The sequence below is a fragment of the Mycolicibacterium iranicum genome (assembly GCF_002101705.1).
Classification (GTDB): domain Bacteria; phylum Actinomycetota; class Actinomycetes; order Mycobacteriales; family Mycobacteriaceae; genus Mycobacterium; species Mycobacterium iranicum.
In genome coordinates, this window is sequence record NZ_LQPC01000031.1 from 212,313 (window position 1) to 233,018 (window position 20,706).

Consider the following 20,706-nt stretch of genomic DNA (forward strand, 5'->3'; position numbering starts at 1 on the left):
TCAGCTCCCCGGGACCGGGGACAGCCGGCTCCCATGGTGCAGCGCGGCGACACCGTGCCGGACGGCGTGCGGCGTCTCGGACTCGGCGATACGGACATAAATCTGCTTCATCACGTTCAGGTAGCGCTGCACCGAATCGCGGGCCACCGGGTTGTCGGGAAATGCGACCGTCACGACGGTCTCCCGCTCCGTGCGGTTCACCCAGATTCCGATCTGATCTGCAGACCGGCTGTCGCAGTAGATCTTTCCGTTCATCCGTTCCCACTCGGCGATGATCGCCGGGGACAGCGGCGGCAGGCCCGCGTCGAGATAGGACACCATCTGCACGCCGGGGCCCGCACCGCGTAGGCCGAATCGGCCGTCGGCGAGCTCGAGCACGCGGTCGAACGGGACATGGGCCAGGTCACCGCGTGCGTCGAACGACGCTTGGGCTTTGCGCGCAGTCTCACCGAACGACCCTGAGTTCACCGGCACGGTCAGCGGGACGAGGCCGGTGAACCAGCCGGTGGTCATGAACTCGGCGGGGGTGCTGCGCGTCGTCGTGGGTGTGACGCCGTAATAGACGGGTGCGCCGGTGAATTCATGGTGCGCGAGGGCGGCGCAGGCGAGGACGCCGCCGCTGAACCGCACACCTTCGCGCGTGCAGGCCGCGTCGAAACTCTTGCTCTGCCGGGCATCGAGGAGCTGCACGACCATCATGTCGCCGCCGCACGGCACCGACAGGTCGCCGAGTGGCAGCGGGAACAGCGGCATGGAGCCGTCGTTGTGTTCGGCGAACTGGATCCACTCCCTGACCTCCGGGGACTCCAATGTCAGCGCAGAGGTGAACCGGCGTTGCCTGAGGCAGTAGTCGTCGTAGCTTCCCGCTTCCTGCAACGCGACGGGGGCCCCGCCGCTGATCAGCGTCAGATACATCAGATGGATTTCGACGAGCACCAGGCACATGAACAACGCATCGGTGTGCACGTGGTCGACGCTGATGTAGAACGTGAAGTGGTCCTTGCGCTGGATGATCCCGAAATGGAAACAGTCCCAACGCAGTGGGTCCGGGGTGGCCAGGACATGGGAACGCCATTGGGCCGCGGTCATGGCCCCATGTTCGGTGGGAACGAACTTCAGATCGCGCGGGTTCTTCAGGGTGCGTCGCACGATGACGTCGCCGTCAGCGACTTCGAAGCTGCTGTGGTAGGTGTCGTGCCGCCTCAGGTAGGCATTGAGGACGTGTGACATCGCCCGAAGATCGCACTGGCCCGGTATGTCCCACGCGGGAATGTTGAGCCGGGCCATGTCGGCACCGGCCGCCTGGCGCCTGCGAAAGGTCCGGATGTGTTGTTCCTGTTGATAACTGACGGGCACCGAGCTGACCGGGGCTTCGCGCATTTTGGCCATCGTCGCAGGTGAGGGGTGCCAGGAGACGACACGGCCCGGTTCGCCCACCCAGTCGTGAATCGATCTCAATGCCACCATCAGTGCGTACTCCCGTCGGCGAGTAGTTCTTGGGTCAGCACCGCGGCCAGGTTCTCGGCGAGGGCACGCACGGTGGTGATGTCGGTGGTCGCGACGCGCACCCCCGTCTCGGCTTCGATCCGGGTCCGAACCTCCAGCACGCCAAGGGAATCCAGGCCGTACTCGGCAAGGGGCCGATCAGGATCGACCGTGCGGCGCAGGATGACGCCGATCTGGTCGACGATGAGCCGACGCAGTCGGCCCACCCACTCCTGCGGGGGCACAGTGCGCAGTTCCATCAGGAAGGCGCTGCTCTCCGACCGCGTCTCCCCCAACGTGCGGAACGCTTCGGCGAACGTGCTGTGCTGCGCGAACTCCGTGAGCCAGGGTTCGCCTGCGATCGGGGCGTAGCCGGTGTATCCACGATCGAGCCGCAGCAGCGACTCGAGCGCGTAGGCGCCTTCGGACGGCGCGATGGCCATCGCCGAATTCTTGGCCAGGACCTGGCCCTTACCGATCTCGGCCCACGGCCCCCATGCGATGGTGGTGGCGGGTAAACCGTGCGCGCGTCGCCAGTGCGTGAATGCGTCGAGCCAGCTGTTGGCTGCTGCGTAGGTGCCCTGGCCCGGCGATCCGACCAGGGCCGCCGCCGACGAGAACATGCAGAACCAGTCCAGCGGCTGTCCGACGGTGGCTTCGTGCAGGTTCCACGCCCCCGTGACCTTCGGCGCCCAGCAGCGGGAGATCAGGCCGTCGGTGATGTTCGTCAATGCCGCATCTTCGACGACGGCCGCTGCGTGCAGCACCCCACGCACGGGTCGGCCGCTCGCCGTGGCCACCGACACCGCACGCTCGGCCGCGGCGGGCTCGCTGATGTCGCCCAGGCAGACCTCGACCTCCGTGCCGCCGAGGCGAATCCTTTCCAGCACAGCCAAGGTCGCATCACCGGGTTCCGACCGTCCGGTCAGCACGAGGCGTCCACAACCCAGTTCGGCGAGCCGCTCGGCGACGAACAAGCCGAGGCCACCGAGACCACCGCTGATCACGTAGGCCCCGTCGCGACGGAACGCCACCGCCTGCGCGGGCGGTACCACCACTTGGCTGTGACCTTCGCTGGGTACGTCGAGGACGAGCTTGCCGGTATGCTCGGCGGCCCCCATGGCCCTGATCGCGGTGGCCGCATCCGACAATGGGTAGGTGGTGGTCTCCGGCAGCGGCAGGTCACCGTCGGCGATCTCGGCGAACACCGCCTCCAGGACACGCCGCACCAGACCAGGCCGGGTCAGCGTCAGCAGGGCGAGATCGACGGCGAAGAAGGACAGGTTACGGCGAAACGCGTATAGACCGATCTTGTTGTCCGCGTAGATGTCTCGCTTGCCGATCTCGACGAAGCGGCCGCCGGGCGCCAACAGCTTCAGACCCGCCTGCTGAGCGGCCCCAGGCAGCGAATTCAGCACGATGTCAACCCCGTACCCGCCGGTGTCGCGGCGAATCTGGTCTGCGAAATCCACCGTGCGTGAATCGTAGACATGGTCGATACCCATGCTGTGCAACAGTTCTCGCCGGGACGGACTGCCCGCGGTGGCGAAGATCTGCGCACCGGCCGCGCGGGCGATGGCGATGGCGGCCTGGCCGACGCCTCCTGTCGCCGAATGGATGAGCACCCTGTCTGTCGATGAGATCCCGGCCAGATCGTGCAGGCTGTACCACGCCGTGGCATGGGCACTGGGGATTGCAGCGGCGCGGTCATCCGCGAGACCGGATGGCAGCGTCACGGCCATGTCCGCATCGCAGGTGACGTAGGTGGCCCAGGCGCCGTCGGCGGTGATTCCCGCGACGCGGTCGCCCACCTGATGGGTGGTGACACCCGCTCCGACGCGCGTCACGACACCGGCGAAGTCCGCACCCAATTCCGGCAGCCTGCCTTCGAAGCTCGGGTAGCGACCGTAGGCCACCAGGACGTCGGCGAAATTGAGGTTCGACGCCGTCACCCTCACCTCGATCTGGCCGGGGCGGGGCGATGTGCGCTCGGCAGCGACGAGCTCCAGCGACTGCAGGTCACCGGGTGTGCGGATGCGCAGGCGCATGCCTTCGGAGTCGTGCTTGACGGTCGTCGTGAAGCGGTCTTCGGGGCGTACCGGGCCGGGCTTGAGCCGTGCCACATACCAGGCGCCGTCGCGCCATGCGGTCTCGTCCTCGTCGGACCCTGCCACCAGCTGGGCGGCCACGAGTTCGAGCTCCGTGAGCGCGTCGACGTCGATCTGGGTGGCACGCAGCCCGGGGTGTTCGACACCGATGACGCGCATCAGTCCGCGCACACCCGCGTGGTCGAGATCCACCTCGTCGTCCGGCGACACCGACTGCGCTTGAGCGGTCAGCGCATACAGTCGAGGCGGCGCGCCAGCGATGTCGGCTACGCCGCGGGCGACGTGGACAAGACGAGACACCACCTCGGCTTCCTGGCCGGACACCACGGCGACCACACCGGTGATCGCCTGGTGCGCCATGTCGCCCACCGGCCATGATGCGGTGCTCACGTCAGCACCCCTGTCGTGCAACGCGGCGGCGAGCTCGCCGGCGCGTCCGTCGGCCTCAGGCGCCGTGCTGATGACCAGCCACCGTCCGTCACCGGCCCTGTCCGCCTCGGGCAGTTCGGCGCGATGCCAGTCGATGCCCAGCAGGCGGTCGTTGAAGAGCTTCTCGCGCCGAGCCGATGCCGACAGGCCGGTGCCCAGGCGCAGACCCGACAGTGACATCAGCACCGTGCCGTCGCTGTCGAGAATGTCGAGATCCGCGTCGACCCCCGCCGGAGTCACCTCGGTCACGCAGATGCGGCAGTAGTGGGCCCCGCGCAACGACCTCCACACCTGGATGCGGCGAATACCCAAGGGCAGCATGAGAGTTCCGGTGCGGCCCGCCTGTAGGTCGGGGTGAGCGGCGACCGCCTGGAAGCACGCATCGAGCAGCGCGGGCTGAACGCGATACGCCCTCTGCTGCGATCGAAGCGACCCCGGCAGCGCGACCTCGGCCAGGACGGATACGCCGCCCTCGACGGTGTGGACGGCGCTGAGTCCCGCAAAGGCGGGACCGTACTGGACCCCACGCTCGTCGAACCACGCGCGTAGCGATTCGCCTGCCATCGTGACGGGGTGCGCGGCCAGCAGGGCAGGGACGTCGTACCGTTCCGGATCGCGCAGGTCGACCGCGTCTGCGAGGGTGGCGCCGGCGTGCCGCACCCGCTCGCCGTCGACGTGGGTGTCGACGGTGAAGGTCGCGACGCCGGAGCCGTTCCGCGACGCCGACGCAGCCACCGGGGTTGTGTCGTCGAGCAGTAATGCGGCCTCGAAGCTGATGTCGCGGACCTCGGCCGTGTCCCCGAGCACCGTGCGCGCCGCCGCAAGGGCCATCTCGCAGTACGCGGCGGCGGGATACGCGGCGACCTGATGGATGCGGTGGTCGGCCAGCCAGGGATGGGTCCGGGTGCCGATGTCGGCCTGCCACACATGGCGTTCCGGATCCTCGGCGAGCCGCACGTGCGCACCCAGCAGCGGATGCGTGTCGGAAGGTGCGGCCACGACCGGCTGTGCAGTGTCCCGGCAGAGCATCAGCTGCCGTCGCGACCACACGGGCAATGGCGCGTCGACCAAATTCCCTTCCGGATACAGAGCGGCGAAATCGATTGTGGCACCGGCGCTGTAAAGATCTGCGAGCACCTCACGCAGACCGTGCGGCAGATCTTGCGCTCTGCGCATCGTCGCCAGCGCGATCGCGCTGACATCGAGGCTCTCGGCGTTCTGGCCGACGGCGTGGGTCAGCATCGGATGCGGCGACAACTCGGCGAAAACCCGGTGCCCGTCCTCGACCGCGGCCTGAACAGCGGCCGCGAACCGCACCGCGTGGCGCAGATTGTCCGCCCAGTAGTACGCGTCGTAATCTGCGAGCTCGCGCGGATCATAAAGTGTCGCCGAGTAATATGGGATCTTGGGTTCGGCGGGTTCGAGATCCGCGAGGGCCTGGACCAGATCGTCGAGGATCGGGTCGACCTGCGGCGAATGCGATGCGACCTCGACGGCCACCTCTCGCGCCATCACACCGCGGTCTTCCCACTCCTGAACCAGCGCACTTATCGTCGATCTCGCGCCGCCGATCACCGCCGATCGGGGCGACGCGATGACCGACAGCACGACGTCACCGGCTCCGCGCGCGGCCAGTTCGGAAAGCACCTGCTGGGCAGGCAGTTCCACTGAAGCCATCGCACCGGCTGCCGCGCCGCCGGCGGCGACCTGCTGCATCAGCCGCGATCGCCTGCAGATGACTTTGACTCCGTCTTCGAGGCTGAGCGCCTCGGACACGACCGCGGCGGCCACCTCTCCCATCGAGTGGCCGATGACTGCGCCCGGGCGCACTCCGTAGGACGCCAAAGTGCGGGCAAGGGCCACCTGAACAGCGAAGACGGCGGGCTGGACGCGGTCGATGCCGCTGACTGTTTCGGACCCGGTCACCTCGTCGGTCACCGAGAAGTCGGATTCCGCGGCGATCAGCGGTTCGATCTCGGCGATGGCCGCCGCGAACTGCGGTTCGCGAGACAGCAGCGCCGCACCCATGGCCGACCACTGTGAGCCCTGGCCCGAGAAGACCCAGACCGGGCCGCGGTTGCCGTCCGGCGCAGTTGCCGGCGGCGGCGCGTCACCGGCCGCGACGGCCCGCAGTGCGCTCACGAGTTCTTCGGCGGTACCGGCCAGCACGGCGGTGCGTACGGTGCGGTGCGCGCGGCGGCGACCCAGCGTATAGGCCAGATCACGGAGGTCCAGCTCACCCGATCGGGCGCACACCCAGTCGGCGAGCTGGGATGCGTTGCTGCACAGCGCTTCCGGTGAGGTTGCCGACACCGGGAAGAGCCACGGCGCCGCGATGGTCTCGCCGGCGTGAGAAGTCGGCCCGCGGTCGGGCGCCTGCTCCAGGACGACGTGCACGTTCGTTCCGGACAGTCCGTAGGACGAGACCGCGGCACGGCGGGGGTGCTCGCCGATCTGCGGCCATGCCGTGACGGCCTGCGGGACGAACAGGGCCGTGTCGATCTGGGCGGCCTCGTCGAAGAGTCGCTCGAAGTGCAGATTGGGAGGCACCTCGGCGTGATCGAGAGCGAGTGCGGCCTTCATCAGGCCGACGACACCCGACGCGGACTGCGAGTGCCCGAAGTTCGTCTTTGCCGACCCGAGTGCGCAGGGCACCGCTGTGCCGTAAACCTCGGCGAGACTGGCGTACTCGATCGGATCCCCGACGGGCGTTCCGGTGCCGTGCGCCTCGACATAGCCGATCGTGGCCGGGTCGATAGCTGCCGCTTCGAGGGCCGACCGGTACACCGCGGTCTGCGCGGGTCGTGACGGCGTGGCGATGTTGACGGTGTGACCGTCCTGGTTGGTCGCGGTACCCCGCACGACGGCGAGCACCCGGTCTCCGTCGCGCAGCGCGTCGGGCAGACGCTTGAAGAGCAGCATCACCGCTGCTTCTCCTGAGACGAACCCGTCGGCGCCGGCGTCGAAGGCGCGGCATCGGCCCGTCGGCGACAGCATTCCCTGCGCTGATCCCGAGGACAGCTTGCGCGGCTCCAGCAGAACGTTGACTCCACCGGCGAGCGCGAGCGAGCTCTCACCATCGTGCAGGCTGCGGCATGCCATGTGCACGGCGAGCAGTCCGGAGGAGCACGCGGAGTCGACGGTGCACGCCGGCCCGTGCGCGCCAAGGTGATACGCGATGCGCCCCGACGCCAACCCGTAATTGCTGCCGGTGAAGCCGTACGGACCGGCGATGGCGTCGGCCTCGGCGGCGACAAGCTGATAGTCGTTGTGCGTCATGCCGACGAAAACACCGGTCTGAGTGCCCGCCAGGGTCGCCGGGTCGATGCCGGCGTGCTCGACGGCCTCCCAGGACGCTTCGAGGAGCAATCGGTGCTGCGGGTCGATCGCGGTGGCTTCGCGCTCGGCGATTCCGAAGAATTCGGCGTCGAAGCCTGAGACGTCGTCGAGGAATCCTCCCCATTTGGACACCGAGCGGCCGGGCACGCCGGGCTCGGGGTCGTAGAACTCCTCGGCGTCCCAGCGGTCCGGAGGAACCTCTGTCACGAGGTCGGCACCACTGCGCAACGCCTCCCACAGTCGCTGCGGCGACTCGATGCCTCCTGGCAGTCGGCACCCCATCCCGATCACGGCAATGGGGGTCAAAGACGACCTCTCGACCACGTAGTTCCCTACCTCTTCCACGCAGGCCCGGGCTCCCCCTGACGGCCCCACGAAACAACGGCAAAGTCAATTTGAGGAAAGTTAGCACAGCCTAAGCGAACATGCGAGCACTCAGCACAAGCCTGGGCTCGAGCAAAGTGTGAGTGAAACCGATTGTGCTGCACTATGTTACGACGACCGAACCCTCCGGAACATCGCCGTCGGGCCGAGGTCAGCAGTACGATTCCCAGGACACGGCTGCAGATGCCAGCAAATTCTGCTGGCGGGAGTCGCCCATCGATCGCCTGCGACGGAGCACATTAACCGCTCGCCACGCCGGTGTGGGGGCTACCTCACGGTGACCCCCACCGCTGGCGTAGTTAGGCTAGCCTACGCTATGGTCCTGTCGGTCGGTGCCGCCGACCGTGGTCATCACGTGCGAAGGACGCCTCCCATGAGCCGGATCAAATTCGCCGGCTGCCTGGTTGCAGCGGGAGCCCTCGTTGTCATCCCCCTCGCGCGACACCGCGCCGCCCGACAGCGGCACGCCGTAACGGAACCGCGCGGGGCGGGCCCGACGATTCCGGCCTGCACTCCGTCTGACGTTCCAACCGAACGCCCCCTCGCACATCCCACGGTCGCAGCGCACTTCGAGGCGACCGCGCGCCGCTACCCCGAACGTGTCGCGCTCCGCTTCCCGGACCGGTCGGTCAGCTACGGCGAGTTGCTCGCCGCCGCGCACGCTGCTCGCGATGAGACATCGCTGCCCGATGACGCATTTCAGGCCGCACTCGTTCGCGGAAACCTGACTCCTGCAACGGTATCGGTCGTCCTCGGACTCTTCGCGCGCGGCACCACACTGGTGTCCCTAGACGCCGAGATGCCGGCCACCCGCGTCGAGAAGATCGCCGAGATCCTCACCGAACACGGTTACCGCGTGACACCGATCGACGTGGCGCCGGACATCGCGCGCATCACGCAGGACCAGCTGACCAGTCTCCCGCCGCTGTGCCTGGGGTTCACCCCCGACGTCGTGACCAGCATCCAATTCACCTCAGGATCCACCGGCACACCCAAAGCGGTGCTGCACACCAATGGTCTCTGGCTGGCCGACGCGCAGCTGCTCAACGATCGGTTCGGACTGGGCGACGCACGCAGGGTGGCGCTGTGCATGCCGATCAGCTTCGCCGGCGGCCTCAACGTCCTTCTCGGATCGCTGATGGGAGGCGCCGAGATCATCGCCGTCGACCCCCGGCAGTACAGCGCCCGCGAAGCGTTCGACCGCATCCGCGCCACCCGCGCTCAGGTCATCACCTGCACACCGTCGTTCGTGGACTCCCTGCATCACGCAGCGCGCGGAGCCACGGCACCGTCGGTCGAGCGCATCGTCACCACCGGTGAGCCGATCCACGCGCGACACGTGAAACTGGCCAGAGATCTGGCGCCCAACGCGATCATCACCAACTGGGTCGGATCGACGGAGACGCTCGCCATCGCCAGCCACGACATCGCACCCACCGCCCCGCTTCCCCGAGGCGTCGTCCCAGTGGGAATCCCGGCACCGCACAAGACGGTCTACGTCGCCGACACCGGCGCCGTCTCCATCACGTCGCCATACTTGGGCCGCGGCTATCTCGACAGCTCCGCCTCCAGCGCGACGTTCGTCGACAACGGTGACGGCACGACCACATACTGCGGCGGCGACGTCGGACGGTGGAACGACGACGGATATCTGGTGTTCTCCGGCCGAGCCGACAACACCGTCAAGATCCGCGGATACCTGGTGGAGCCCGCCGAGATCGAGGCGACGCTCGCCTCCTACGACGATGTGCGCGAAGTCGCCGTCGTCGCGACGCAGAGCACCGCCGGCACACCCGAGCTCGCGGCATACGTCGCCCCGAGCGCAACAGCACGGACACCCTCGGTGGCCGAGCTACGCATCCGGCTGCACCGGGACCTGCCACCGTGGATGGTGCCCGCGCACATCGACATCCTCTCCGCGCTACCGCGCGGCGACCGGGGCAAGGTCGACCGGATGGCACTTCCGAGACCCCACCGCATCCCGTTCCAATCCCCCTGCGGGGCTGACGAATCAGCGGTCGCCGAGCTGTGGGCGCAAGTGCTGCGGGTTGACACGGTGGGGCGGGCGGACAGCTTTTACGCCCTCGGCGGCGACTCTCTGACGGTGGCTCAGATGCTTGTCGAACTCCGCGAATCGCATGGTGTCGCGCTGCAACCGTCCGATCTGGCGGCCGCCCCCACACTCGCCGAATTCGCCCAGCGACTCGGGCAGCGCCGGCCCGCCGCCGATCTGCAACCGACCACGGTGGCCTTGCGGCCGATTTCGGCCGACACCACCGACACTGCGCTGTTCTGCTTCACCGGGGCGGGCGCCTCGGCGTTGTGCTTCGTCCCACTCGCGCAGCGCGTCGGCGCCGACACCGCCGTCTACGCCTTCGAGCCCAGCGGCCTGAACCAAGGCACACTTCCCGACTGGTCGATTACGCGGGCGGTGCAACGGCACCTCCCAGATCTGCGGCGCATCCAGCCGCGCGGGCCGTACACGCTGATCGGCCACTCCCTCGGTGCGCACATCGCGTTGGAGACCGCACGCCAGCTCGAGGCCGGCGGTGAAACCGTCGACCTGGTCGTCATGCTGGACCCGTGGTTGTCCCCCCGCGTCGCCCGGGAGGTTCCGGGCGCGACCGTCACGTTGCAGACCGACGAGGCCAACGGTTTCAGGACGTGGTGGGAACGGCAGAAGACGGTCCCCCTGGCCGGTCTGTTCTTCGGCGACTACAACCGCAAGACCCGCGCGGTGGAGGAAGTCGGGATGATCGCCGGCTACCGGCACCGCCCGCAACCGTGGAACGGGCGCGCGCTGTTGATCCTGAGCCACCTCAACTCCGACGACCCGAGGCTGTGGCCGAGAATCCTGACCGGCGACGTGCAGTCGATGGTGCTCGACTGCGATCACCACTCGATGGTGCGCCCACCCCACATCGACGCCGTCGTCGGTGCACTCAATGCGTCTCGCGCTTGTCGTCGGTGAAGACAGGCGCCCGCCTGTCCTTCCGCGCGGCGACGGCTTCCTCGAAATTGCTTGTCAGCAAACGGATGTACAGCTGACCCAGGCCTTCGGCCTGCATGTGGGCCTCCAGCGAGCCGGCATCGAGGCCGCTCCACAAGGTCCGCTTGGTCAGTTCGGTGCCCGGGCGGGAGAACGCGGCAATCCGCTCGGCGAGCCCATAGCACGTCTCCAGCAGCTCCTCCGGTGGAACGCAGCGCGACACCAGCCCCACCCGCTCGGCCTCGGCAGCATCCACGTCTCGCCCCGTCAACATGATCTCGAAGGCCCGCGACGAGCCGATCGCCCGCGGCAGCAGATAACTCAGCCCCAGCTCGCTGGCAGTGAGCCCGTTGTTGATGCCGGCCGCCCGGAAATAGGCCTCGTTCGAGGCGACGCGGATGTCGGCGGCCAGCGCGAGGCACAGGCCGCCGCCGATCGCTGCACCGTTGACCGCGGCGATGACCGGCTGGTGCATCTTGCGTAACGCCAGGATGACATCGTCGAGCACCTCCATCGAACGCAGCCCGAAGGTGGGACGGGTGAGCCCGTCCACGTGCGGCACCGCACCCGCCGATTTGTGGTCGGCGCCCGACGAGAAACCGGCACCCGCGCCCGTGAGGATCACCACGCGAACGTCATTGTCGCAGGTCAGCTCATCGAGGGCCGCCTTCAAAGGCACCATGACGTCGAATGCCATGGAGTTCATCCGCTCGGGCCGATTCAGCGTCACCAGGGCGACGTGGGGTCGCGGTCGTTCGACGAGGACGAATCCCGTGGCTTCGGTCACGGGATGCACGTTAGCGGGTCAGCTCTGCCCGTTGTCCTGGGCCGCGATCGCGGCGTCGATGTCGAAGTCCTTGACCTGCTGGATGAGGTCTTCAAGGGCCGCGGCCGGAAGCGCACCTGCCTGGTTGAACACCAGCTTGCCCTTCTTGAAGGCCATCAGTGTGGGGATGGACCGGATGTCGGCGGCGGCAGCGAGCTGCTGTTCGGCCTCGGTGTCCACCTTGGCGTACACGATGTCGGGATGTTTCTCCGACGAGGCCGAGAAGGTCGGCGCGAAGGCCCGACACGGCGCGCACCACGACGCCCAGAAATCCACCAGAACGATGTCGTTGCCGTTGATGGTGTCGTTGAACTCTTGCGCGGTGATGTCTCGAGTAGCCACGTGAACCTCAACGTTTCTTCCGGCTGTGATGTTCCTTTCTACAGAGAGTAGGCCTTCACCCAGTCGACCTTCATCTGCGCCTCGAACGGCTTCGACGGATCAGGGTCGCCGTTCCATGGGTTGCCGACGGCCACGTTCAGGATGAGGTAGTGCTCCCAGGCGCCGGAGAACGGCGTCCAGTTGCCGCCCAGCGCCTCGTACTGCGCCTTGGTGATCCGGCCGACCTCGATACCGTCGACGTGCCAGACGATCTTGTCGGCGTGCCAGTCGTTCCGCCGTTAGAGATCGACTTATTCAAGGCGGCCAAATTGCGTCGAAATGATCGGGCGACGTTGAGCGACGGAACGCCGCTGCGCGAACAGAATTGGCCAGCAACGCCTTCGTCCGTCTCGGCCACCAGAAGACCTCCTCGAGCAAGGCCACGAGGTACACCGCCGCGTCGTTCCGGCCAACCAGGAGCCAAAGTCGAGCCAGGCGAGGACCCCCGCGCCCAGGCCGACAGCGCCGCCCAGGATGAGGGGCGCAGAACCGGCCCGTGACGCCAAGCAGACGCGGGGTCCGTCACATCTCGATGGTCCCGCCGGCCTCAGATCGCCTGCTGCGTGGGCAGGATGGTGATCTCGGTGAGATTGACGTGGCGCGGCAGTGCGGCGGTGAAAGCCACGGTCTCGGCGACATCGGCGGCGCTGAGGACGTCGATGTTCTCGATCAGATCGGCCATCAGCTTGCTTGCGTCCGGATCGGTGACATGGTCCGGCAGCTCAGTGTCGACCATGCCCGGTTCGATCGTCGAGACGCGCACCATCTTTTGTCCGAGTTCGACGCGCAGCAGCCGGGTCAGCTGACTGAGATACGCCTTGGTGCCGGAGTAGACGGAGAATTTCTCCAGCACCCGTGTCGCCGCGATCGACGATGTGGTCATCAGATCGGCGGGCCGCCCCGCGTCTGCATTCTCGATCAAATGCGGGACGAAGGCCGCGATGGTGTTCATCACGCCGGTGATGTTGAGGTCGATCTGGCGTTGCCAGTCGTCGACCTTGAGGTCATCGATGGCGGAGATGAGTTGCACGCCTGCGTTGGCGAACACCAGATCCGCCTGCCCCCATTCGGCTGCCACGCGCCCGGCCGCGCGTGACACCGATTCACGGTCGGTGACATCGACGGGCACCGCCAACGCGGCGCCGCCGGCCGAAGAGATGCGCCGTGCCAGTTCATCGAGCCGATCCTGACGACGTGCGATCAACGCGACGCGGGCGCCTAGGGCGGCGAGCCGCTGCGCGGTGGCCTCGCCTATTCCGCTCGATGCGCCGGTCACGACGGCGGTACGTCCCGTCAGCGGCGCGCCTGTGATGAGCTGTGACATGTTCGCTTTCCTTTCCGGGGTGGTGTCAGGTGGTGCAGTCCAAACAACCACCGAAATCCCGTCCCCGACGCGCCCGAGCGGGCCCAGTCGATCCCGGGACAAACTGGGCCACCCTCGGCCGTGCCACACCGGGTGGAGCACGACACACTGGGTGTCGTGGAAAGGAACCGCTCCGAGCTCGCCGACTTCCTCGGGACCCGCCGCGCCAGACTGTCGCCAGCCGATGTCGGCCTCGACGACGTCGACCGGCGGAGGGTGCCGGGCCTTCGTCGGGAAGAGCTGGCCCAACTCGCGGGCGTCAGTGTCGATTACTACACGCGACTCGAACAGGGACGCAGCCGCAGCGCATCCGTCGAGGTACTCGATGCTCTTGCGACGGCGCTGCAGCTTGACGACGCGGAACGCGAACACCTTCATCAGCTCGGTAGACCGCGACCGGCGCGGCGGACCGGCCGACCGCGCCCGCAGCGCGTGCTTCCGGAAACGCTGGAACTTCTTGAGCGGCTGGACCTCGTCTTCTCACCGGCGTTCATCCTCGGTCGGCGACTCGACGTCCTCGCCCACAACAGACTTGCCGGTGCACTGATCGCCGAGTTCCGCAGCATGCCTGCGGCACAACGTAATCAGGCTCGATTCGTCTTCCTCGAACCCCACGCCCGCGAGCTTTACGCGGACTGGCGGCAGGTGGCTGTAGACACTGTCGGCATGCTGCGCCATGAAGCCGGGCGCCATCCCGACGATCCGAAACTCTCCACGTTGGTCGGGGAGCTGTCGATCCACAGCGACGAGTTCCGCACCTGGTGGTCCCGACACGACGTGCAACGTAGAACGACCGGCACGAAGAGCTACCACCATCCCGTCGTCGGCGACGTGACGGTGACGTATCAGGCGCTTCATCCCGGTGGCGATGAAGACCAGTCCGTGATCGTTTACACGGCCGAGGCCGGGTCGTCCTCGGACACCGCGCTGCGCCTACTGGCGAACTGGCATCAGGACCGAACGCACGAATCCGTCGACGGACCGAGCGCTGAGTCCGCTAGACGGTGAAGCCGAGCGCCCTCAGCTGCTCGCGACCGTCATCGGTGATCTTGTCCGGGCCCCACGGCGGGTTCCACACCCAGTTGATCTTGATCTCGTTCACCAGGCCGGCGCCGACCAGCGCGGTGCGGGACTGATCCTCGATGACGTCGGTCAGCGGACACGCGGCCGACGTCAGCGTCATGTCGATCAGCGCCACCGGTCCGGCATCGCTGTTCTCCAGGTTGATTCCGTACACGAGCCCCAGATCGACGACGTTGATCCCCAACTCGGGGTCGACGACGTCGCGCATGGCCTCCTCGAGGTCCGCCAAGAGCTCGTCATTGGGCTCGACCAATTCCCCGCTCGCTTCGCTCGTGCCCGCCGGTGCGGTATCACTCATCAGCTCTCCTCAGAATTCTCGGGCCCGTGGGCCTCCGCCAATGCCGCTTTGAAGGCTGTCCAGCCCAGCAGCGCGCACTTCACCCGTGCCGGGTATTTCGCCACCCCGGCGAACGCGATTCCGTCGCCCAGGACATCTTCGTCACCGTCGACCTTGCCCCGCGACGACACCATCTCGGAGAACGCCGCCACGGTCTTGAGCGCATCCCCCACCGTCAGTCCGATCACCTGATCGGTCAGCACCGACGTCGAAGCCTGGCTGATCGAGCAGCCCTGGCCGTCGTAGGAGATGTCGGTGACCGTTTCACCGTCCTCCGACAGCGCCACCCGCAGTGTCACCTCGTCACCGCACGTCGGGTTGACGTGATGCACCTCGGCGGCGAACGGCTCCCGCAGGCCGCGGTGATGCGGATGCTTGTAGTGATCCAGGATCACTTCCTGGTAGATCTGCTCCAGCCGCACTAGTTCCGCCCGAAAAACTCGACAGCCCTGCGCACCCCGGCCACCAGCCGGTCCACCTCGTCGAGGGTGTTGTACACCGCGAACGACGCGCGGGCAGTCGCGGCGATGCCGAAGCGGCGGTGCAGCGGCCACGCGCAATGATGGCCCACACGCACGGCCACACCATCGTCATCGAGCACCTGTCCCACGTCGTGAGCGTGGACCCCGTCGACGACGAACGACACCGGCGAACCGCGGTGCTGCATCGACGTCGGCCCGATGATGCGGACCTCGCCGATGTCCGACAGTCCGGCCAGCGCTGCCGCGACCAGTTCGTCCTCGTGCTGTTGCACCGTAGACATGCCGATGGCGTCCAGATATCTTGCTGCAGCGGCCAATCCGACCACCTGCGAGGTCATCGGGGTGCCCGCCTCGAAACGCTGCGGCGCAGGCGCGAACGTGGTCGCTTCCATGGTGACGGTCTCGATCATGGAACCACCGGTGAGGAAAGGAGGCAGGGTCGTCAACACGTCGCGCCGGCCGTAGAGAACGCCGATCCCGGTCGGGCCGAGCATCTTGTGCCCCGAGAACGCGGCGAAATCGACGCCGAGATCGTGGAAGTCCACCGGCTGATGCGGGACCGACTGGCAGGCGTCGAGAACCACCAGCGCGCCGACCGCCCTGGCCCGGGCCACCAGCTCCGCCACCGGCGCAACCGCACCCGTCACATTGGAATGGTGGCTGAACGCAACGACTTTGACGTTGTCGTCGAGCTGCAGCGAGTCGAGGTCGATGCGGCCTGCTTCAGGTCCTTCAGAAACGACCCCGTACCACTTGAGGGTGGCACCGGTGCGGAGCGCCAACTCCTGCCACGGCACAAGGTTGGCGTGATGCTCCAACTCGGTGGTGACGATGACGTCGCCGGGCCCGATGGCGTTCTCGAAGCGCTTGTCTCCCAAGGTGTACGCCACGAGATTGATGGCCTCGGTGGCATTCTTGGTGAAGACGAGCTCGTCGGCGTCGGCTCCCACGAAGGATGCGATGTCCTCGCGTCCCTGCTCGTAGGCGTCGGTGGCCTCTTCCATCAGCTGATGCGCGCCACGGTGGACCGCGCCGTTGGAGTTCAGCAGGAAGTCGCGCTCTGCGTCGAGCACCGCCAGCGGCTTCTGCGACGTCGCACCGGAATCGAGGTAGGCCAGCTGGTCTCCGCCGCGCATCACCCGGCTCAGGATCGGGAAGTCGGCCCTGATGGCCGTAACGTCGAGCGTGCGTGCGGCCGTCACGTCAGGCTCCTGCGGAGGCAGCCTGCGTGAAGCGCTCGTAGCCGTTCTCCTCGAGCTCGTCGGCCAGTTCGGGGCCGCCGGATTCGATGATCCGTCCACCGACGAAGACGTGGACGAACTGCGGCTTGATGTAGCGCAGGATGCGGGTGTAGTGCGTGATCAGCAGGACGCCACCGTCCTCGGCGTCCTTGTAGCGGTTCACGCCCTCGCTGACGACTCGCAGCGCGTCGACGTCCAGGCCGGAGTCGGTCTCGTCGAGGATGGCGATCTTCGGCTTGAGCAGGCCCAGTTGCAAGATCTCGTGGCGCTTTTTCTCGCCGCCGGAGAAGCCTTCGTTGACGCTGCGTTCCCCGAAAGACGGGTCGATGTCGAGGTCGGTCATCGCGCCCTTGACCTCTTTGACCCAGTGCCGCAGTTTCGGCGCCTCGCCGCGCACCGCGGTCGCCGCCGTGCGCAGGAAGTTCGACATCGAGACGCCGGGTACCTCTACGGGGTACTGCATGGCCAAAAAGAGCCCCGCTCGCGCTCTTTCATCCACGGACATCTCCAGGACGTCTTCACCGTCGAGGGTGATCGACCCGGAGGTTACGGTGTATTTCGGATGGCCTGCGATCGCATACGACAGCGTCGACTTGCCGGAGCCGTTGGGCCCCATCACGGCGTGGGTCTCGCCCGACTTCACAGTCAGGTTGACGCCCTTGAGAATCGGGACCTCGTCGCCTTCGGGAGTGAAGACCGAGGCGTGCAGGTCTTTGATTTCCAGTGTGGTCATGTCAGTTCGCACTCGCTTCGGTGATTGCTAGTTCTTTTTCGATGGCTTCGGTCAGGCGCTCGCGCACGGCGGGGACGGCGATCTTGGCGATGATCTCGTTGAAGAAGCCGCGCACCACCAACCGGCGGGCCTGATCCTCGGGAATGCCGCGGGCCCGGAGATAGAACAACTGCTCGTCGTCGAAACGTCCTGTGGCACTGGCATGCCCGGCGCCGACGATCTCACCGGTCTCGATCTCCAGGTTCGGAACCGAGTCGGCGCGGGCGCCGTCGGTGAGCACCAGGTTGCGGTTGACCTCGAAGGTGTCGGTGCCGGTCGCCTCGGCGCGGATCAGCACGTCGCCGACCCACACCGTGTGGGCGTCAGGCTTGGTGGATTCCGGATCGCCCTGCAACGCTCCCTTGTAGAGGACGTCGGACTTGCAGTTCGGCTGCGAGTGATCGACAAGCAGGCGCGCCTCGAAGTGCTGGCCGGCGTCGGCGAAGTAGGTGCCCAGCATCTGGGCATCCCCGCCCGGCGCGTCATAGCGCACGGTGGCTGTCGTGCGGACGACATCGCCGCCGAGCGTGACGTTGACGTGCGTGAGTACCGCATCCTTGCCCAGCCGCGCGTGATGCGAGCTGACATGCACGGTGTCGTCAGCCCAGTCGGCGATCCAGATGACGCCGACCCCGGCGGAGTCTCCGACCACGATCTCGACGTTGTCGGCGAGGATCCCGCTGCCGCGCAGATCCACCACGACGGTCGCGCGGGACAGCTCCTCGACACGGATCTGCAGGTGCCCGTAGGCGACCTGCCCCTCCCCGGGTCCGGCGACGGTGATCTCGATCGGCTCGGCCACCTCGGTGTCGCGCGCGACGGTCACGATGGTCGCCGAGTCGAACGACGAAAATGCCTGCGCCGCCACACGATCGGATGGCACACCAGCCTGGCCGAGGCGCTCGTCGTCGCGCTGGACGGTTTCCACCGTCACGCCGGGAGGTTCTGCGACGGTGACCTTGGCGCGACCGGTCGCGACCGCCGATCCGTCGTGCAGTACGCGCAGCCGCTTGAGCGGAGTGAAGCGCCAGATCTCGTCACGGCCGCCGGGAACCTCGAAGGCGTTCACGTCGAACGACGAGAAAAGTTCACCCTTGTTGACGGCAGAGAGGGCCGAGCCCTCGACTGCCTGAGTCAGATTGCCCATTACTAACCGACCGCGCCTTCCATCTGCAGCTCGATCAGCCGGTTGAGCTCGAGTGCGTACTCCATCGGGAGTTCCTTGGCGATCGGCTCGACGAAGCCGCGCACCACCATCGCCATCGCCTCGTCCTCGGTCAGTCCGCGGCTCATCAGATAGAACATCTGATCCTCGCTGACCTTGGACACCGTCGCCTCGTGGCCCATCGTGACGTCGTCCTCGCGGATGTCGACATACGGGTAGGTGTCGGAACGGCTGATCGTGTCCACCAGCAGCGCATCGCATTTCACGCTCGAGCGCGAACCGTGAGCGCCCTTGTTGACCTGGACCAGGCCACGGTAGGACGCGCGGCCACCGCCACGGGCCACCGACTTGGACACGATGTTGCTCGACGTGTTGGGCGCCAGGTGCAGCATCTTGGCACCGGTGTCCTGGTGCTGGCCCTCGCCGGCGAATGCCACCGAGAGCACCTCGCCCTTGGCATGCTCACCGGTCATCCACACGGCCGGGTACTTCATCGTGACCTTCGAGCCGATGTTGCCGTCGACCCACTCCATGGTGGCTCCGGCCTCGGCGCGCGCACGCTTGGTGACCAGGTTGAAGACATTGTTCGACCAGTTCTGGATGGTCGTGTAGCGGCAGCGGCCACCCGGCTTGACAATGATTTCGACGACAGCGCTGTGCAGCGAGTCGCTCTTGTAGATCGGCGCGGTGCAGCCCTCGACGTAATGCACGTAGGCGTCCTCGTCGACGATGATCAGCGTCCGCTCGAACTGGCCCATGTTCTCGGTGTTGATCCGGAAGTAGGCCTGCAGCGGGATGTCGACATGCACACCCTTCGGCACGTAGATGAACGAGCCACCCGACCACACCGCCGTGTTCAGCGCGGCGAACTTGTTGTCACCGGCCGGGATCACGGTGCCGAAGTACTGCTTGAACAGCTCGGGGTGCTCCTTGAGCGCGGTGTCGGTGTCGAGGAAGACGACGCCCTGAGCCTCCAGGTCCTCACGGATCGAGTGGTAGACGACCTCGGACTCGTACTGCGCGGCCACGCCGGACACCAGGCGTTGCTTCTCCGCTTCCGGGATGCCGAGCTTGTCGTAGGTGTTCTTGATGTCGGCGGGCAGGTCGTCCCACGTGGCGGCCTGCTTCTCGCTGGAGCGCACGAAGTACTTGATGTTGTCGAAGTCGATACCTTCGAGGTTGGAACCCCAATTCGGCATCGGCTTCTTGTCGAAGGTGCGCAGCGCCTTGAGACGGATGTCGAGCATCCACTCGGGCTCACTCTTCTTCGCCGAGATGTCGCGGACCACGGCCTCGGACAGCCCCCGCTGCGCGCTGGCGCCTGCGACATCGGAGTCGGCCCAGCCGTAGCCGTACTTACCCAGGGACGCGATGGTCTCCTCCTGGGTCAGCGCTTCTGGCTTGACCTCCGGTGTGAGTGTCATTGCGACACACTCCTTTTGCTCTTGTTGTTGCTTCGGCGCGGGCTGTGCGCCGAAGGGTTCGCTCTGCGCCGCTAACGTTGCGCCGGCACAAGCGGGACGTGGGTGGTGCAGGCACAGTCCCCGTTGGCGATGGTCGCAAGCCGCTGCACGTGGGTCCCCAGCACCTCCGACATCGCCTGCTGCTCGGCCTCGCACAGTTCGGGGAACTGCTCGGCGACATGGGACACCGGACAGTGGTGCTGACAGATCTGGACTCCGCGCAACGGCCCGCCCACCCGGGTGGTCGTCGTCGCGTAGCCCGCACCGGTCAGTGCGTCGGCGATCCGGTCGGCGGCAGCCTCCACCTCGTCACCGGATGCGCCGCTGACGGGTTCGACATCGGCCAGGATCGCGTCGATGCGCCTACGGGCGAAGCTACGAATGGCATCGTCGCCCCCTATCTCACGCAACTGGCGCATCGCCGCCGAGGCCAGGTCGTCGTAGGTGTGCTCCAGCTTCGCCCGACCCGCCGCGGTGAGTTGGTAGCGCTTGGCGGGCCTGCCACGGCCTTCCTGCTGCCACGCCGCAGCGGCATTGGCCTGGGCCTCTCCAGCATCGATCAGTGCGTCGAGATGCCGACGCACACCGGCTGCCGACAATCCGAGACGATCCCCGATGTGACTGGCGGTCGTCGGACCGGATTCCAGCAGCAGCCTGATGATCGCCTGCCTTGTGTCACCGTCGCCAGCATGGGACGGCACCGGTGTCGGCGCGCCCGAGCTCTGCGAACGGAATTTCACAACACCAGTGTGACGCAATTACAGGGGTGGGTCCAGCAAGGGCACCCTTAGCCTTTCGTCGGCATCGTCACACCGATTGCCCTCAATTCTGGGGAATAACCGCCCGCTACGCTGCCTTC

At 66.8% G+C, this 20,706-nt stretch carries 14 protein-coding genes; 2 read left to right on the plus strand and 12 right to left on the minus strand.

Translation table 11 applies throughout. The features are described from left to right. Complete coding sequence (locus tag AWC12_RS16980) at nucleotides 1-1,467, minus strand: condensation domain-containing protein (protein WP_085175713.1); 1,467 nt, start codon at nucleotides 1,465-1,467, stop codon at nucleotides 1-3. After that, on the minus strand, nucleotides 1,467-7,685 hold the full coding sequence (gene pks2 / locus AWC12_RS16985; protein WP_420087723.1) for a sulfolipid-1 biosynthesis phthioceranic/hydroxyphthioceranic acid synthase: 6,219 nt from the start codon (nucleotides 7,683-7,685) through the stop codon (nucleotides 1,467-1,469). The genes AWC12_RS16980 and pks2 overlap by 1 nt, the downstream gene beginning before the upstream one ends. 433 nt (nucleotides 7,686-8,118) lie before the next feature. Between pks2 and AWC12_RS16990 the strand changes: the two genes are divergently transcribed. Further along, nucleotides 8,119-10,716, plus strand: coding sequence for an alpha/beta fold hydrolase (locus AWC12_RS16990; protein WP_165762819.1), 2,598 nt, complete (start codon nucleotides 8,119-8,121; stop codon nucleotides 10,714-10,716). On the opposite strand, the gene AWC12_RS16995 is transcribed toward AWC12_RS16990, so the two are convergent. From AWC12_RS16995 to AWC12_RS17010, 3 genes are all read right to left on the minus strand, one after another. Further along, nucleotides 10,688-11,521: an enoyl-CoA hydratase gene (locus tag AWC12_RS16995; RefSeq protein ID WP_234814053.1), complete on the minus strand. Its 834-nt coding sequence runs from the start codon at nucleotides 11,519-11,521 to the stop codon at nucleotides 10,688-10,690. The genes AWC12_RS16990 and AWC12_RS16995 overlap by 29 nt on opposite strands. Nucleotides 11,522-11,539: 18 nt before the next feature. Then, a complete protein-coding gene (gene trxA / locus AWC12_RS17000) occupies nucleotides 11,540-11,902 on the minus strand; it encodes a thioredoxin (protein WP_024449308.1) in 363 nt (120 codons plus the stop codon). Nucleotides 11,903-12,488: 586 nt separating this feature from the next. Beyond that, a complete protein-coding gene (locus AWC12_RS17010) occupies nucleotides 12,489-13,265 on the minus strand; it encodes an SDR family oxidoreductase (protein WP_085175719.1) in 777 nt (258 codons plus the stop codon). Nucleotides 13,266-13,421: 156 nt separating this feature from the next. Between AWC12_RS17010 and AWC12_RS17015 the strand changes: the two genes are divergently transcribed. Further along, entirely contained in the window at nucleotides 13,422-14,312 is an 891-nt protein-coding gene (locus AWC12_RS17015) for a helix-turn-helix transcriptional regulator (RefSeq protein ID WP_051226966.1), read from the plus strand. Here the strand turns inward: AWC12_RS17015 and AWC12_RS17020 are convergent. From AWC12_RS17020 to AWC12_RS17050, 7 genes are all read right to left on the minus strand, one after another. Beyond that, on the minus strand, nucleotides 14,302-14,685 hold the full coding sequence (locus AWC12_RS17020; protein WP_051226965.1) for a metal-sulfur cluster assembly factor: 384 nt from the start codon (nucleotides 14,683-14,685) through the stop codon (nucleotides 14,302-14,304). The genes AWC12_RS17015 and AWC12_RS17020 overlap by 11 nt on opposite strands. Continuing rightward, nucleotides 14,685-15,146, minus strand: coding sequence for a Fe-S cluster assembly sulfur transfer protein SufU (gene sufU / locus AWC12_RS17025; RefSeq protein ID WP_085175721.1), 462 nt, complete (start codon nucleotides 15,144-15,146; stop codon nucleotides 14,685-14,687). Before sufU ends, AWC12_RS17020 begins: the two co-directional genes overlap by 1 nt. Beyond that, entirely contained in the window at nucleotides 15,146-16,408 is a 1,263-nt protein-coding gene (locus AWC12_RS17030) for a cysteine desulfurase (RefSeq protein ID WP_085175723.1), read from the minus strand. Before AWC12_RS17030 ends, sufU begins: the two co-directional genes overlap by 1 nt. A 1-nt stretch (nucleotide 16,409) precedes the next feature. After that, nucleotides 16,410-17,180: a Fe-S cluster assembly ATPase SufC gene (gene sufC / locus AWC12_RS17035; protein ID WP_024449338.1), complete on the minus strand. Its 771-nt coding sequence runs from the start codon at nucleotides 17,178-17,180 to the stop codon at nucleotides 16,410-16,412. Nucleotide 17,181: 1 nt separating this feature from the next. After that, on the minus strand, nucleotides 17,182-18,366 hold the full coding sequence (sufD, locus tag AWC12_RS17040; RefSeq protein ID WP_085175725.1) for a Fe-S cluster assembly protein SufD: 1,185 nt from the start codon (nucleotides 18,364-18,366) through the stop codon (nucleotides 17,182-17,184). A gap of 2 nt (nucleotides 18,367-18,368) precedes the next feature. Then, the gene (sufB, locus tag AWC12_RS17045; RefSeq protein WP_085175727.1) at nucleotides 18,369-19,808 is read right to left on the minus strand and encodes a Fe-S cluster assembly protein SufB; all 1,440 of its coding nucleotides are present in this window, start codon (nucleotides 19,806-19,808) and stop codon (nucleotides 18,369-18,371) included. 71 nt (nucleotides 19,809-19,879) lie between these two features. After that, nucleotides 19,880-20,605 (minus strand): helix-turn-helix transcriptional regulator, encoded by a 726-nt coding sequence (locus tag AWC12_RS17050; protein ID WP_085175729.1) that lies wholly within the window; start codon nucleotides 20,603-20,605, stop codon nucleotides 19,880-19,882. Between the last annotated feature and the right edge of the window lie 101 nt (nucleotides 20,606-20,706).

What these genes read in the sequence shown, in the direction of transcription:
- AWC12_RS16980 (WP_085175713.1), bottom strand. Translation starts at nt 1,467, where the DNA reads ATGGTGGCATTGAGATCGATTCACGACTGGGTGGGCGAACCGGGCCGT.
- AWC12_RS16990 (WP_165762819.1), top strand. Translation starts at nt 8,119, where the DNA reads ATGAGCCGGATCAAATTCGCCGGCTGCCTGGTTGCAGCGGGAGCCCTC.
- AWC12_RS17010 (WP_085175719.1), bottom strand. Translation starts at nt 13,265, where the DNA reads ATGTCACAGCTCATCACAGGCGCGCCGCTGACGGGACGTACCGCCGTC.
- AWC12_RS17020 (WP_051226965.1), bottom strand. Translation starts at nt 14,685, where the DNA reads ATGAGTGATACCGCACCGGCGGGCACGAGCGAAGCGAGCGGGGAATTG.
- sufC (WP_024449338.1), bottom strand. Translation starts at nt 17,180, where the DNA reads ATGACCACACTGGAAATCAAAGACCTGCACGCCTCGGTCTTCACTCCC.
- sufD (WP_085175725.1), bottom strand. Translation starts at nt 18,366, where the DNA reads ATGGGCAATCTGACTCAGGCAGTCGAGGGCTCGGCCCTCTCTGCCGTC.
- sufB (WP_085175727.1), bottom strand. Translation starts at nt 19,808, where the DNA reads ATGACACTCACACCGGAGGTCAAGCCAGAAGCGCTGACCCAGGAGGAG.